The sequence below is a fragment of the Stenotrophomonas sp. 17(2023) genome (assembly GCF_030345315.1).
Taxonomy (GTDB): domain Bacteria; phylum Pseudomonadota; class Gammaproteobacteria; order Xanthomonadales; family Xanthomonadaceae; genus Stenotrophomonas; species Stenotrophomonas acidaminiphila.
The window spans coordinates 1,150,422-1,163,070 of record NZ_CP128405.1; the positions used below are offsets into that span (position 1 = coordinate 1,150,422).

Here is a 12,649-nt window from a genome sequence, read left to right on the forward strand (position 1 = left end):
CCAGTTGGTGCACAGCGTCATCGCCGGTACCTGCATTGAATACGTATGCACCGGCGGTGCGCATCCCACGGGCGGCCTCTACCATGGCCCGGGCGCCGTGGCGGCGTACATCGCATCCGTGATTCCCGGAGGGGGGAAGCGCTTGATGAAAAGCAAACCGCAGCTGTCGTTCTGGCAGATCTGGAACATGTGTTTCGGGTTCCTGGGCATCCAGTTCGGCTTCGCGCTGCAGAACGCCAATGCCAGCCGCATCTTCGAAACGCTGGGCGCGTCGATGGACGCGGTGCCGGGGTTGTGGATCGCCGCGCCGCTGACCGGGCTGCTGGTGCAGCCGGTGGTCGGCTACCTGTCCGACCGCACCTGGACACGCTGGGGGCGGCGCCGGCCGTTCTTCATGCTCGGCGCGGTACTGACCACGCTGGCGCTGCTGGTGATGCCCAACTCGCCGACGCTGTGGATCGCCGCCGGCACGCTGTGGGTGCTGGATGCCTCGATCAACGTGTCGATGGAGCCGTTCCGCGCCTTCGTCGGCGACCAGCTGGCGCCGCGCCAGCGCCCGGCAGGCTATGCGATGCAGAGCTTCTTCATCGGCGTCGGCGCCATCGTCGCCAGTCTGCTTCCGTTCCTGCTGGCGCGCTGGGGCGTGGCCAACACCGCCGCGCCGGGCGAAGTGCCGGACACGGTGCGCTACGCGTTCTATTTCGGCGCGGTGGTGCTGCTGGCGGCGATCGCCTGGACGGTGTTCAGTACCCGCGAGTACACGCCGGCGGAGCTGGCGGCATTCGACGATGCCGAGCCGGCCGGCGCACACCGCACAGCCGCGGCCGGTGGTGCGCCGTCGTGGGCGCAGGCCGCGGCCTGGCTGCTGCTGGGCACCGCGCTGGCGATGCTGATCGCCTGGCGCCAGGGCGACAGAATGCTGTACGTGCTGGCCGGGCTGTGCGCCGCCTACGGCGTGCTGCTGGCGCTGGCGCGGCTGCTGCCGGGCACGCACATGCTGGCGGCCATCGTCGGCGACCTGCGTGCGATGCCGGCCACCATGCGGCGCCTGGCGTGGGTGCAGTTCTTCTCGTGGTTCGCGCTGTTCGCGATGTGGATCTACACCACCGCGGCGGTGGCCGGTACCCACTTCGGCTCCACCGATCCGCAATCGGCTGCCTACAACGAAGGCGCCAACTGGGTCGGGGTGCTGTTCGGCGCCTACAACGGCTTCGCCGCGCTGGCGGCGCTGGCCATTCCGGCGATGGTGCGCGTCCTCGGCCTGCGCGGGAGCCACCTGCTCAACCTGTGGCTGGGCGGTGCCGGGCTGGTCTCGCTGATGTTCATCAGCGACCCGAAGTGGCTGCTGCTGTCGATGGTCGGGGTCGGCTTCGCCTGGGCCTCGATCCTGTCGCTGCCGTACGCGCTGCTGTCCGACAGCGTGCCGGCGGCGAAGATGGGCGTGTACATGGGCATCTTCAATTTCTTCATCGTGATCCCGCAGCTGGTGGCCGCCAGCGCGCTCGGTTTCGCCCTGCGCGCGTGGCTGGGCGGCGTGCCGATGCACGTGCTGGTGCTGGGCGGCTGCAGCCTGTTCGTGGCCGGCCTGTGCGTGCTGCGGGTCCCGTCGCGTCCGGAGGTGGTGTGATGCATGCATGTCTGTCGATGGCCCGGCTTGCCGCGGCCCTTTCCCTCGTGCTGCTGGCCGGCGCCGCGGCAGCCGCCTCGCGCCCGGACTATGTCGGCACCACCGAGCCGTTCGCGAGCGACGCGGTGTACTTCGTGGTCACCGACCGCTTCGTCAACGGCGATCCCGGCAACGACCACCGCGACCAGGGCGGCGAGCACCCCACCTTCGACATCCCGGTGCATTGCGCGGACGGCATCGACGGCAACATCGGTTACCTCGGCGGCGACTTCCGCGGCGTGCTCGACAATGCGCAGTACATCCGCGGCCTCGGTTTCGGCGCGGTGTGGATCACGCCGATCGTGGACAACCCCGACCAGGCGTTCACCGGCAGCCGCCCGGTGACCTGCAGCAGCAGCCTGACCGACCGCGGCAAGACCGGCTACCACGGCTACTGGGGCATCGATTTCTACCGGCTGGACGAGCACCTGCCGAGCGCGGACCTGGATTTTCCCGGGCTCACGCGCGGCCTGCACGATGCCGGCCTGAAGGTGGTGCTGGACATCGTCGGCAACCACGGCTCGCCGGCATGGACGATGCCGGTGCGGCAGCCGCAGTTCGGCCAGCTGTTCGACGCGCAGGGCCGGCTGGTGGCCGACCACCAGAACCTGCCGCCGCAGCAGCTGGACCCGAAGCACAACCCGCTGCATGCCTTCTACAACACCATCGGCCCGGTCGATGGCGAAAAGGGCTCGATCTTCGACGGCAACCTGGCCGAGCTGTCCGATTTCAACCAGCACAACCCGGCGGTGATGGACTACCTGGTCGGCGCCTACCTGCAGTGGACGGCGCAGGGCGTGGACGCGCTGCGCATCGACACCATCGGCTGGCTGCCGCACCCGTGGTGGCATGCCTTCGTCCAGCGCATCCGCGCCGCGCACCCGGGCATGTTCATGTTCGGCGAGGCCTTCGACTACGACGCCGCGCGCATCGCCGAGCACACCTGGCCGGCCAATGCCAATGTCAGCGTGCTCGATTTCCCGCTGCGCGGTGCGCTGTCGGCGGTGTTCGGCAGGGAAGGGCAGGGCTACGAGGCGCTGGCCGGACCGCTGCATCTGGAAGGCGGCCCGTATGCCAACCCATACGCGCTGATGACGTTCTACGACAACCACGACATGGCGCGGCTGGACGCCAGCGACAGCGGCTTCATCGACGCGCACAACTGGCTGTTCACCGCACGCGGCATCCCGGTGCTGTACTACGGCTCGGAAACCGGCTTCATGCGCGGTCGCGCCGAACATGCCGGCAACCGCGCCTACTTCGGCCAGGATCGCATCGCCGCGGCGCCACGCAGCCCGATATTCGCCCCGCTGCAGCGCATCGCACGCCTGCGCGAGGCCACGCCGGCACTGCAGCGCGGCCTGCAGGTCAACGAACGCCTGCAGGGCGACCAGGCCGTGTTCTACCGCGTGCTGCAGCATGGTCGGACCGCACAGACCGCACTGGTGCTGCTCAACAAGGGCGATACAGCGCAGGCCTTCGAAGTACGCCGCTACCTGCAGGCCGGCACCTGGCGCGATGCGCTCGATGGCGGCACCCAGGTGGTGCGTGATGTGCTGAAGGCGACGCTGCCGGCACATGGGGTCAAGGTGTTCGTGCTCGACGCCGAGGTGCGGCAACCGGCGCTGCAGGCACGGCTGGACGCGGCGATGGCCGACCAGGCCGCGCGCGACGCACGCCTGGCCCGCTGACACGCGGTGCCGGCGCCGGTATTGGCGCCGGCAGGGGCCGGCATGGGGCGCTGCGACGGTACAATCCCGGCCCCGCCCGATGCCTGCCGCCATGGACACGCCTGCCCCGCAGAACCCGCTCGAAACGCTGCTCAAGGCGGCCATGGAGGGCACGGTGCCGATCAAGGCCTTCATGCAGGGCTTCGTCGCCTCGGAAGTGGTGCTGCTCACCGGCAGCCGGGTCACTCCCGACGGCAGCGGCTTCGATCCGCTGCTGTTCGACAAGCAGGGCGTGCTGCACGTGGCGGTATTCACCGACATGGCGCGGGTCGGCATCCACACCCAGCAGGCGCCGCATACGCTGCGCTGGCTGATGCTGGACGTGCTGCGCCGGGTGCCGGGCGGCTACGGCGTGGTGGTGAACCCGGGCACGTCGCTGGGCTTCGAGATAGCGCCTTCGGGCGTGGGCGAGCTGCTCAGGGACTTCGGCTGAGATCCGGGGCGGCTGCCCGGGCGATGCCCGGGTGGCCCGACCACGATCAGGTCACGGACGCGCCTGCGACGACTCGCGCAGGGCCAGCTTCACCGCGATGCTCTGGCTGTCCACCGGCTCGCCCGCGATCAGCGCCAGCAGTTTCTCCACCAGCAGGTGCCCGGCCAGTTTCGTGTCCTGCTGCACCGTGGTCAGTGCCGGCGACACCGACGCCGCCAGCGGGATGTCGTCGAAGCCGGTGACCGCTACGTCCCGCGGGATGTGCAGGCCATGTTCGCGCAGCGCGCGCAATGCGCCGATGGCGATCAGGTCGCTGGCCGCGCAGACCGCATCGAAACGCTGCCCGCCGGCCAGCAGGGCGGCGCAGGCGGCGTGGCCGGATTCTTCGGTGGTGATGGCGTCGTGCTGCAGCGCCGGCTCCGGCTCCAGGCCGCGCGCGCGCAGCGCCTGCGCGTGGCCGCGGTAACGTTCCTGGAATTCCGGGTAATGGCTGGAGGCATGGCCGAGGAAGGCGATGCGGCGCCGGCCCTGGTCGAGCAGGTGCGCGGTGATGTCGAAACCGCCCTGGAAGTTGTCGCTGCCCACCGACACCCCGGGCTGGCCGGGCAGGGCTGCGCCCCAGCGCACGAAATGCGTGCCCTGTTCGACCAGCCGCTGCAGCCGCTCGACCGATTGGTGGTAGTCGCCGTAGCCGAGCAGGATGATGCCGTCGGCCTTGTTGCTGTCCTCGAAATCGGCGTGCCAGTCGCTGGACAGCTGCTGGAACGACACCAGCAGGTCCTGTCCCCTCAATGCGCAGGCGCGGGTGATCGAGCCCAGCATCGAGTGGAAGAACGGGTTGATCAGCGAGTCGTCCGGGGTCGGGTCCTCGAAGAACAGCAGCGCCAGCGTGCCGGACTGCTGGCAGCGCAGGCTGGAAGCGTTCTTGTCCACCTTGTAGTTCAGCTGGCGGGCGATCTCCAGGATGCGCCGGCGGGTGTCGGCGTTGACCATCGGGCTGCCACGCAGGGCGCGCGACACCGTCGGTTGCGAAACGCCGGCCAGGTGCGCGATATCCAGTGACGTGGCTTTGCCCTTGATGACCATCATGACCGGCAAGGTGAAGGTGCCGGCCATCATGCCATGGGGCGGCGGCGGCCGCGTCCGCCGCGCCGGATCAGCGCAGCGCCGTGGCGCCGGTCCGCCGGCAGACCTCGGCCAGCGCGTCCTGCAGCAGGCGCTCGTGCTCGAAGTCGTGCAGGTCCGGGTCGTGTTCCAGCACGTGCGCCTGGTGCCACTCGAACGCATCGGCGCCGTGCAGGTTCCAGGCCTGCTGCAGTTGCCGGTGCGGGTGGTTGCCCATGCGCAGGGTGAACCACAGCCGGTTGCCGATGGTGGACAGATCCCGCGCCTGCCCGGCCCAGCGCTCGCCGCTGGTGGTGCAGCGCACGTGGTAGATGCCGCTGCGGATCGCGCGGCATTTGTAGTCGGCGATCTGCTGCCGGCGCTGGAGCTTGTCCATGGGAAACGGGTCCTGGAGGGGTGGATGATATTGCCCGGGTAAAAATACGATGGCAATATTACCCGGGTCAAATATGGAGCCGATGCATGAACGATCCCCTGAAGGCCCCCCATGCCCTGTTCGAAGGCCGTCGGCTGCTGGTCCGCGGTGAGCTGCGCGACGTGGTGCGTGAGGCTGTCGCGCGCGCGGGCACCGGCGCGGACGGGCGCCCGCTGCTGCTGCTGGACGACCGCAGCGGGCAGAGCGTGGACCTGGACCTGCGCGGCGACGTCGCGCAGGTGCTGGAACGGCTGCGGGCGCGCTTCCCGCCGGCCGATGCCGCCGCAGGGCCCGCCACGCGGGAGCGCGGGCGCCCGCGGCTGGGCGTGGTGGCGCGCGAAGTCACTCTGTTGCCGCGCCACTGGGAATGGCTGGCGGCGCAGCCCGGCGGGGCCTCTGCGGCCCTGCGCCGGCTGGTGGAGCAGGCGCGCCGGGCGGACGACGGGGCCGGCGACCTGCGCCAGCGCCGCGAGGCGCAGTACCAGGCGATGCGGGTGCTGGCCGGGGACCTGCCGGGCTTCGAGGACGCCAGCCGCGCGCTGTTCGCGGGCGACGCCGCCGGCTTTGCCGCGCACCTCCGGCAATGGCCCGGCGATGTAGGCAACTACCTCGCCAGCCTGTCGGCGAACGACGCCGGCTGAGGCGGCAGGGTGGGCGGGAACGGGATGGGTTGTTACCATCCCATGTCCCGTTCCCTCCCGGCGCCTGCACCGGGACCCACGGATGCCGGCTGCAGCCGGCACATATCCCGGCACACAACGCAAAGAGCGAATCCCATGGCCCGCGGCATCAACAAAGTCATCCTGGTCGGCAACCTCGGCAACGACCCGGACGTGAAGTACACCCAGAGCGGCATGGCCGTGACCCGCATCAGCCTGGCCACCACCAGCGTGCGCAAGGACCGCGACGGCAACAACCAGGAACGCACCGAATGGCACCGCGTGGTGTTCTTCGGCAAGCTCGGCGAGATCGCCGGCGAGTACCTGCGCAAGGGTTCGCAGGTCTACGTCGAGGGCGAGATCCGCTACGACAAGTTCACCGGCCAGGACGGCGTGGAGAAGTACACCACCGACATCGTCGCCAACGAGATGCAGATGCTCGGCGGCCGTGGCGAGGGTGGCGGCGGTGGGGGTGGCGGTTACGGCGGCGGCGAACGCCCGCAGCGCCAGTCGGCCCCGCGCCCGCAGGGCGGTGGCTATGGCAACCAGGACCAGGGCGGCGGCGGTTACGGCCAGCGCCCGCAGCGCCAGGCGCCCGCGCAGCAGCCGGCCCCGCCGCCGATGGACGACTTCGCCGACGACGATATTCCGTTCTAATTTTTAGTGGTTCAGCGATGCAAATAAACCCCAGCAAGCCATTGTGCTTGCTGGGGTTTTTATGTTTACGCGGAGATTTTTTCTTCTTGTTAGTCTGAGGTCAATCTTTGACCTCCTCCCTGTAATTCGGACCAGCCAGAAGTAGAGGATTCGGCGACACTCAGGCCCCAAGGAGGCCCGTCGCCATGAAGAAGTCAAAGTTCACCGAAGAGCAGATCGCGCTGCAGGACGTGCTGTCAAAAAGCTCTGGTGCCCACGCAACGCAAGACGCTCGTGGGCCATTTGATCGATCGTTACCGCGTCGGCGTGCGCCGCGCCTGCGAGGTCGTCCGTCAGAGCCGCTCGGCGTGGTACTACCAGTCCCGGGAGAACGAAGATGCGCCACTGCTTCGACGGATCGAGGAGATTGCCGCCGCTCGGGTCCGCTACGGTTTCTGGAGGATCTTCGTGCTGTTGCGTCGGGAAGGCTGGAAGGCCAACCACAAGCGCGTCTACCGGCTTTACTGCCAGGCCGGGCTCAATCTGCGGCGCAAGCGCCCTCGTCGGCGCAAAGCCGCGGCCCAACGCTTGGAGCGCACTGTGCTGACGGCCTCCAATCAGGTCTGGAGCATGGACTTCATGGCCGACACCCTGTTCGATGGACGTCGTTTCCGGGCCCTGAATATTGTGGACAACTTCACCAAGGAGAGCTTGGCCAACGAGGTCGACCAGCAGCTCAAGGGGGAAGATGTCGTGGCGGTGATGGAACGATTACGACACCAGCCAGACCTGCCACAGCGCATCCAGACCGACAACGGCAGCGAGTTCGTCTCGATCATTATGGATCGCTGGGCGTACGACCATGTGTTATTCGCGACCGGGCAAGCCGACCGACAACCCGTTCATCGAATCATTCAACGGCAGCTTCCGCGACGAGTGCCTCAACACCCACTGGTTCCTATCGCTCGACGAAGCCCGCCGGAAGATCGAAAACTGAAGGGTCGATTGCAATCATTTTCGGGCGCACTCTTCGATCGGGGATGTCCTGCCCGCCGGGTTCGCCGCCCGATTCGTACCCTAACCCAAAGCCGAATTTTCCAATTCTGCCCGGGTCTAATGGGGGGAGGAGGCAGGGGCGATTCAGTAGGGCGGTGCCCCGGCTCCTGTCGCTGGGGCCGACTACGTGATGACTTGTTCGTCGGGTCCCGATCCCCTAGGGTCGAACTGCACTAAAGGGGAATCCCCTCATACTGACCCTTTTGGGTAGTTGTATAGCTGGACCCATGGGGCTCTTCTGCAATGTCTGCTAAGGGTCGGGATATAACCACCAAGTCGAAAGAGTAAATTGGTGGTGCCTGGCAGGGCCTGGGGTGTCAGATTTTCACGTGCAAGGATGGTGTTGACTGCACACCAAGTAGAGATAGACAATCGGTTTCTATCACGATAGATCCGCTGTCTCTCCTGGCGGAGGGTTGACTCGACCACAGGAAAGTCGGAGGTTTAGTTAGTTTGACTTCAGCGGTGAAATGTGTGGTTTTCGGATGCTTGAACTCATTTCTCATGGAGGCACTGGCCAATGACAGGCATAGGTAAGTGGATCTTTCTGGTGGCAAGTGTAGTTGCCATTGGTGCGGGGACTGTGTTTCTCATAAATAGAGACGATACCGCATTGGAGGGGCGTGACAAGCAGGATGCACCATCGAAAGATGTGAATCTCCTTTCGGTGGATGTAGATGATGCCAGCCCAAGCAGACCACCGACTGCAGCGAGATCCGGTATGCTGTCGGGGGGCGGAGCTGTAAGGGGCAAGTTGGAGCACGGATATGCTTGGAATCCATCAAGGCCCGGAGATGCGGCAAGTGAAGAGGATGCTGCATGGTTCAATTCTCGGGGTTACCCAGGTCCTGAAGTGTATGAGTACCTGCATTCCATTCCGCAGGTGGAGTTAAAACGACTTGCGGACTCAGGAAATGTTTCAGCCATGGCTGTCTATGCTCAAACGTTGGCCAAACAGCCTGGGAACCGGTCGCAGATTCTAGACATCCTGCATCAGGGTGCGGCTGCCGGGTCCGTTTATTCGTTGAAAATGGGGGGGGATATTTTCTCCGCTTACCCGGCTTATCGTGATCCGGTAATGTCGTTGGTCTATTACCAGTTGCAGGCTCGTGCTGGTGATCATGCCGGTTATGTACAAAGCTACATCGCGCAGCAGCAGATTAAGCCCGAGCAGGTGCTTCTTGCAAACGTCATGACCGAGCAAATGTGGAGGAGCTTTGCCGGAACTCAATTGCTAGCTCGGAGTGCTCATGTACGCCCAGGGTACGAGAAGTTCGTTGAAACGGCTGTTTCATCCAACAACAATGGAGGTTGATGATGAGAACTGGAAGGGCATTGAAAAAGTCGCTTTTGCTGTCTTTGGGGCTGGTTTCAGGAGTGGCTATTGCCTGCACCATAATTGATGGGGTTTCGTTCGATATAACGTATCCCGGGATTGATGTTAGGGACGTTGCAGGTGAGATCGGTGGGGCGCTACAGGATCAGTTCGGGAGTAGGTATGGCAGGGGCGTTGAGGTCTCGGGAGTGGTTAGATATACGGCTAAAATCCCGATTATTGGTATAAAAGGCGGTTTGTACAGTATTCCCTTCACGAAGCCTTGTGGCAAAACATTCCAAGAAGAGGCTAACGAAAGGTGGCCGCTTTCGGCAAGTGTTGCGGGTGTCGGAGGTGGTGGCATGTGCGGTGGCGGCATGGGGGGGGGCTTGGAGCAGGGAGTCGTTGGCTATAAGCCAGTTTATAGGACGGCGACAGTATCGGTGCGAGGGGGCGAGTCTTCGTCACAGATCGTGCTCGTGGGGTACGAGCCGGTTTACGGCTTGATGCCTGCGCAAGACTCTATTACGGCTGTGTGCTAAGGAAGGTCTGAACAACCTTCCCCGGAGCTGTCAGACTGAAATCCACGATTTGAGAGCCTGATACGCCTAGTACTTGCACGCCTGCGCGATCCTCGGGCTCTCGATGAAGCTCATCGAATTAAGGGAGATGAGCATCACTTCATCCTTGGCTACTACTACCGCCTTGTCGGGCGTCAGAAGGAAGCAATTGAGAGGCTTGCAAAGATTGTTGACGGGCGCTTTGTCGGGGTGCGTGCCAAGCGAGAGCTCGTCGAGGTGCTTCTGCAGATGGAGCAGTACGACGAAGCTCGGGACATGGCTCGGCGCAACTATGAAGAGAACCGAACGAATCAGTTCCACATTCAGGCTTACTTCCGTGCGCTCGTCCTTGGAAGTAGCCCGGAACGTCATCGCGCCCAGCTCGTCTCTCTTTGCCAGGAGCTAGATGTGATCTCTCAGTAGGTTGTTCATCCGGGGCATCGCTGGAAGATGGGGGTTACGACACCAACCCAGCCCCCAAGAGCCCCGGATGAACCTGCATAAACATGCCCGTTTGACGCCTCGCGGTCGAGCCCTGCTTGTGGAGCGCATCCTCGTGCAGGGCCTGCGCATCGAAGAGGCCGCCCACGCGGCCGGCGTGAGCGTGCGCACGGCCTACAAGTGGCTCAAGCGATACCGGGAGGAAGGTCCTGCGGGTCTGGTTGACCGCAGCTCCCGGCCGCAGACCTGCCCCCATGCCACGCCGCCGGTCATCGTGGCGCAGGTGCTGGAGCAGCGTCGCTCGCGCCGGACCTATCGCCAGATCGCCCAGCGGCTGCCCGTGGCGCCCAGCACCATCGCACGGTTGCTGCGCCGTGCCGGCCTGCATCGCCTGGCCGAACTGGAACCGGCGCTGCCGCAGAACCGCTACGAGTACGCCCGGCCCGGCCAACTGCTGCATCTGGACATCAAGAAGCTGGGGCGGATCGGTTCCCCGGGCCACCGTGTGACCGGCGACCGCTCGCACCGGCACCGGGGCATCGGCTGGGAATACGTCCACCTGGCCATCGACGACCACTCGCGCGTGGCCTTTGCCTCCATCGCACCGGACGAGCGCGGAACCAGTGCCTGCAAGGCCCTGATCCGCACGGTGCGTTACTACCGCAGCCTGGGCGTGCGCTTCGAGCGGGTCCTGACCGACAATGGGGCTTGCTACAGATCGCGCCGAATCCACCGCCTGCTCCGCCGGCTCGGCCTGCGCCACCTGCGCACACGGCCCTATACGCCTCGTACCAACGGCAAGGCCGAGCGCCTGGTCCAGACCAGCCTGCGTCGGAAGTGAGCAGGCTAGGCGGATGGCTATGATCTCACACGCTCTGATTGCTGCTCGCTGCGACAGTAATGCTAAGGCTATTGATCTTATTGATGATGCAATTGCTGCCTTCCCAAAAATAATCTATCCGGTACTCACCAAGGCTGATATAGCTGTGAGCTTTCGGAATGAAGGTGCTCTTGTCGATGCGGTCCAGCGGCTGCAGAGGCTTGCCGATGACGGGGTAACTCTGTCAGGCAAGACTTTGTCGATTCATCGTTCCCATCTCGCCGCTATGCAGGGTGATCTCCCCGCAGCCATGAAGATTGCTGATGAGGTGTCGAAGAACTTCACCAACGAAGCGCGTACTAGGCTCTTGGAGAAGCTTCAGGCACTGTCGACTGGCGCGGCAGCCTAGCGCTGGTGCATAAACAGCGGAGGCCGGAATCCGCAATTTAGTTACATATGGTTGGCTTCGATTTCCAATAAAGCCAATAAAGTCAAATATCTATCCATCTGTTTACAGTGATGGGTGCGCACAACCGTTCTGACCCAGGCGCGAGATCGCCTGCTCGTTCTGGAGAAAAGCCCTCGTTGCCGGGGGCTTTTCCTTTTTCATCCGCCCTGCGCCGCGCGCTGCGGCGCGGCGCGATATGCAGGTGGTCCGGTCGGCGCGCCGCCGGAACGCGGCGTCATTCCGTCATTCCGTCACCGCGGCCGCCCGCGAGATGCGGCGCGCTTCCTCCGCACCCTTGCGCTCGCTGTAGCGGTCCACCAGATGCTCGCCGTGGCCGCGCACCAGCAGGGTGAACTTCACCAGCTCTTCCATGACGTCCACCACGCGGTCGTAGTAGGGCGAGGGCTTCATGCGGCCGTCGTCGTCGAACTCCTGCCAGGCCTTGGCCACCGATGACTGGTTGGGGATGGTGAGCATGCGCATCCAGCGCCCCAGCACGCGCAGCGTGTTGACCACGTTGAACGACTGCGAGCCGCCGCTGACCTGCATCACCGCCAGGGTCTTGCCCTGGGTCGGCCGCAGGCTGCCGTCTTCCAGTGGCAGCCAGTCGATCTGGTTCTTGAACACGCCGGTGATCGTGCCATGGCGTTCGGGCGACACCCAGACGTGGCCCTCGGACCACTGCGACCACTCGCGCAGTTGCCGCACCCTGGGGTGCTGCTTGTCCACGCTGTCGAGCATGGGCAGGTCGTGCGGATCGAACACCCGGGTCTCGGCGCCGAGATACTGCAGGATGCGTTCGGCTTCCAGGGCCAGCTTGCGGCTGTACGACTGCGGCCGCAGCGAGCCGTACAGGATGAGGATGCGCGGGCGCCGTGCCTCGCCGTGGCCGTCGGCCAGCGGTGGCGTGGGCGGCGGCAGCAGGCGCGTGTCCAGGTGCGCGGGAAGGTCGAAGGGGGATTGTCCGGATTCATTCATTCTATTATTCTAGAAAAATGGAAACAAAAAATGCAATCGCCGCGCTCACCGCCTTGGGCCACGCTACCCGGCTGGCGGCCTTCCGCCTGCTGGTCGAAGCCGGTCCTGCGGGTCGCATGGCCGGGGATATCGGCCAGGCGCTGGAGGTCCCCGGCGCGACGTTGTCCTTCCACCTGAAGGAACTGGTGCATGCCGGCCTGGTGGAGAGCGAGAGCCAGGGGCGTCATGTCTGCTATCGCGCGAACTTCCAGGCAATGAACGGCCTGATCCAGTACCTCACCCACAACTGCTGCGCCGGTTCGGGCAATGCCGAATGCGCGCCGGTGGCCGATCCCGCCTGCGGCTGCTGACCGGGCGGCGGTTCTCC

Annotated in this window: 13 protein-coding genes and 2 pseudogenes; 11 read left to right on the plus strand and 4 right to left on the minus strand. The window is 65.0% G+C overall.

Going from position 1 to position 12,649, the window contains the following annotated elements:
- Window positions 1–145 precede the first annotated feature (145 nt).
- The 3 genes from QQA12_RS05060 to QQA12_RS05070 all read left to right on the plus strand — a co-directional run bounded on the left by QQA12_RS05060 (window position 146) and on the right by QQA12_RS05070 (window position 3,829).
- A complete protein-coding gene (locus QQA12_RS05060) occupies window positions 146–1,627 on the plus strand; it encodes an MFS transporter (RefSeq protein WP_226050144.1) in 1,482 nt (493 codons plus the stop codon).
- Between the two features lie 17 nt (window positions 1,628–1,644).
- Window positions 1,645–3,357, plus strand: coding sequence for an alpha-amylase family glycosyl hydrolase (locus QQA12_RS05065; RefSeq protein WP_233324895.1), 1,713 nt, complete (start codon window positions 1,645–1,647; stop codon window positions 3,355–3,357).
- Between the two features lie 91 nt (window positions 3,358–3,448).
- A complete protein-coding gene (locus QQA12_RS05070; protein ID WP_226050143.1) occupies window positions 3,449–3,829 on the plus strand; it encodes an SseB family protein in 381 nt (126 codons plus the stop codon).
- A gap of 51 nt (window positions 3,830–3,880) precedes the next feature.
- On the opposite strand, the gene QQA12_RS05075 is transcribed toward QQA12_RS05070, so the two are convergent.
- Both QQA12_RS05075 and QQA12_RS05080 read right to left on the minus strand, forming a co-directional pair.
- The gene (locus QQA12_RS05075) at window positions 3,881–4,915 is read right to left on the minus strand and encodes a LacI family DNA-binding transcriptional regulator (protein WP_056932635.1); all 1,035 of its coding nucleotides are present in this window, start codon (window positions 4,913–4,915) and stop codon (window positions 3,881–3,883) included.
- A 70-nt stretch (window positions 4,916–4,985) separates the two neighbouring features.
- Window positions 4,986–5,330 (minus strand): GIY-YIG nuclease family protein, encoded by a 345-nt coding sequence (locus QQA12_RS05080; protein WP_226050142.1) that lies wholly within the window; start codon window positions 5,328–5,330, stop codon window positions 4,986–4,988.
- A gap of 86 nt (window positions 5,331–5,416) precedes the next feature.
- Here QQA12_RS05080 and QQA12_RS05085 point away from each other — a divergent pair, with 86 nt between their 5' ends.
- From QQA12_RS05085 to QQA12_RS05105, 5 genes and pseudogenes are all read left to right on the plus strand, one after another.
- A complete protein-coding gene (locus QQA12_RS05085) occupies window positions 5,417–6,010 on the plus strand; it encodes a DUF2239 family protein (protein ID WP_226050141.1) in 594 nt (197 codons plus the stop codon).
- A 135-nt stretch (window positions 6,011–6,145) separates the two neighbouring features.
- Entirely contained in the window at window positions 6,146–6,685 is a 540-nt protein-coding gene (locus tag QQA12_RS05090) for a single-stranded DNA-binding protein (protein ID WP_054664025.1), read from the plus strand.
- A 203-nt stretch (window positions 6,686–6,888) separates the two neighbouring features.
- Window positions 6,889–7,745, plus strand: a pseudogene (locus QQA12_RS05095) (IS3 family transposase); the annotation flags it as partial.
- Between the two features lie 495 nt (window positions 7,746–8,240).
- The gene (locus tag QQA12_RS05100; protein WP_226050140.1) at window positions 8,241–9,035 is read left to right on the plus strand and encodes a hypothetical protein; all 795 of its coding nucleotides are present in this window, start codon (window positions 8,241–8,243) and stop codon (window positions 9,033–9,035) included.
- 2 nt (window positions 9,036–9,037) lie between these two features.
- The gene (locus tag QQA12_RS05105; RefSeq protein WP_289211198.1) at window positions 9,038–9,577 is read left to right on the plus strand and encodes a hypothetical protein; all 540 of its coding nucleotides are present in this window, start codon (window positions 9,038–9,040) and stop codon (window positions 9,575–9,577) included.
- Window positions 9,578–9,643: 66 nt separating this feature from the next.
- On the opposite strand, the gene QQA12_RS05110 is transcribed toward QQA12_RS05105, so the two are convergent.
- A complete protein-coding gene (locus QQA12_RS05110) occupies window positions 9,644–9,967 on the minus strand; it encodes a hypothetical protein (protein ID WP_226050138.1) in 324 nt (107 codons plus the stop codon).
- A 118-nt stretch (window positions 9,968–10,085) separates the two neighbouring features.
- On the opposite strand from QQA12_RS05110, the pseudogene QQA12_RS05115 reads away from it, so the two are divergent.
- Window positions 10,086–10,868 (plus strand): annotated as a pseudogene (locus QQA12_RS05115) (IS481 family transposase); the annotation flags it as partial.
- Window positions 10,869–10,896: 28 nt separating this feature from the next.
- Window positions 10,897–11,265 (plus strand): hypothetical protein, encoded by a 369-nt coding sequence (locus QQA12_RS05120; protein ID WP_226050137.1) that lies wholly within the window; start codon window positions 10,897–10,899, stop codon window positions 11,263–11,265.
- A 282-nt stretch (window positions 11,266–11,547) separates the two neighbouring features.
- Here QQA12_RS05120 and arsH read toward each other — a convergent pair whose 3' ends face one another.
- A complete protein-coding gene (gene arsH / locus QQA12_RS05125; RefSeq protein WP_226050136.1) occupies window positions 11,548–12,282 on the minus strand; it encodes an arsenical resistance protein ArsH in 735 nt (244 codons plus the stop codon).
- A 17-nt stretch (window positions 12,283–12,299) separates the two neighbouring features.
- Between arsH and QQA12_RS05130 the strand changes: the two genes are divergently transcribed.
- A complete protein-coding gene (locus QQA12_RS05130; protein WP_054664034.1) occupies window positions 12,300–12,632 on the plus strand; it encodes a metalloregulator ArsR/SmtB family transcription factor in 333 nt (110 codons plus the stop codon).
- Window positions 12,633–12,649: the final 17 nt, after the last annotated feature.

What these genes read in the sequence shown, in the direction of transcription:
- QQA12_RS05100 (WP_226050140.1), top strand. Translation starts at nt 8,241, where the DNA reads ATGACAGGCATAGGTAAGTGGATCTTTCTGGTGGCAAGTGTAGTTGCC.
- QQA12_RS05105 (WP_289211198.1), top strand. Translation starts at nt 9,038, where the DNA reads ATGAGAACTGGAAGGGCATTGAAAAAGTCGCTTTTGCTGTCTTTGGGG.
- arsH (WP_226050136.1), bottom strand. Translation starts at nt 12,282, where the DNA reads ATGAATGAATCCGGACAATCCCCCTTCGACCTTCCCGCGCACCTGGAC.
- QQA12_RS05120 (WP_226050137.1), top strand. Translation starts at nt 10,897, where the DNA reads ATGATCTCACACGCTCTGATTGCTGCTCGCTGCGACAGTAATGCTAAG.
- QQA12_RS05060 (WP_226050144.1), top strand. Translation starts at nt 146, where the DNA reads ATGAAAAGCAAACCGCAGCTGTCGTTCTGGCAGATCTGGAACATGTGT.
- QQA12_RS05110 (WP_226050138.1), bottom strand. Translation starts at nt 9,967, where the DNA reads ATGACGTTCCGGGCTACTTCCAAGGACGAGCGCACGGAAGTAAGCCTG.
- QQA12_RS05080 (WP_226050142.1), bottom strand. Translation starts at nt 5,330, where the DNA reads ATGGACAAGCTCCAGCGCCGGCAGCAGATCGCCGACTACAAATGCCGC.
- QQA12_RS05085 (WP_226050141.1), top strand. Translation starts at nt 5,417, where the DNA reads ATGAACGATCCCCTGAAGGCCCCCCATGCCCTGTTCGAAGGCCGTCGG.
- QQA12_RS05130 (WP_054664034.1), top strand. Translation starts at nt 12,300, where the DNA reads ATGGAAACAAAAAATGCAATCGCCGCGCTCACCGCCTTGGGCCACGCT.
- QQA12_RS05090 (WP_054664025.1), top strand. Translation starts at nt 6,146, where the DNA reads ATGGCCCGCGGCATCAACAAAGTCATCCTGGTCGGCAACCTCGGCAAC.
- QQA12_RS05075 (WP_056932635.1), bottom strand. Translation starts at nt 4,915, where the DNA reads ATGGTCATCAAGGGCAAAGCCACGTCACTGGATATCGCGCACCTGGCC.
- QQA12_RS05065 (WP_233324895.1), top strand. Translation starts at nt 1,645, where the DNA reads ATGGCCCGGCTTGCCGCGGCCCTTTCCCTCGTGCTGCTGGCCGGCGCC.
- QQA12_RS05070 (WP_226050143.1), top strand. Translation starts at nt 3,449, where the DNA reads ATGGACACGCCTGCCCCGCAGAACCCGCTCGAAACGCTGCTCAAGGCG.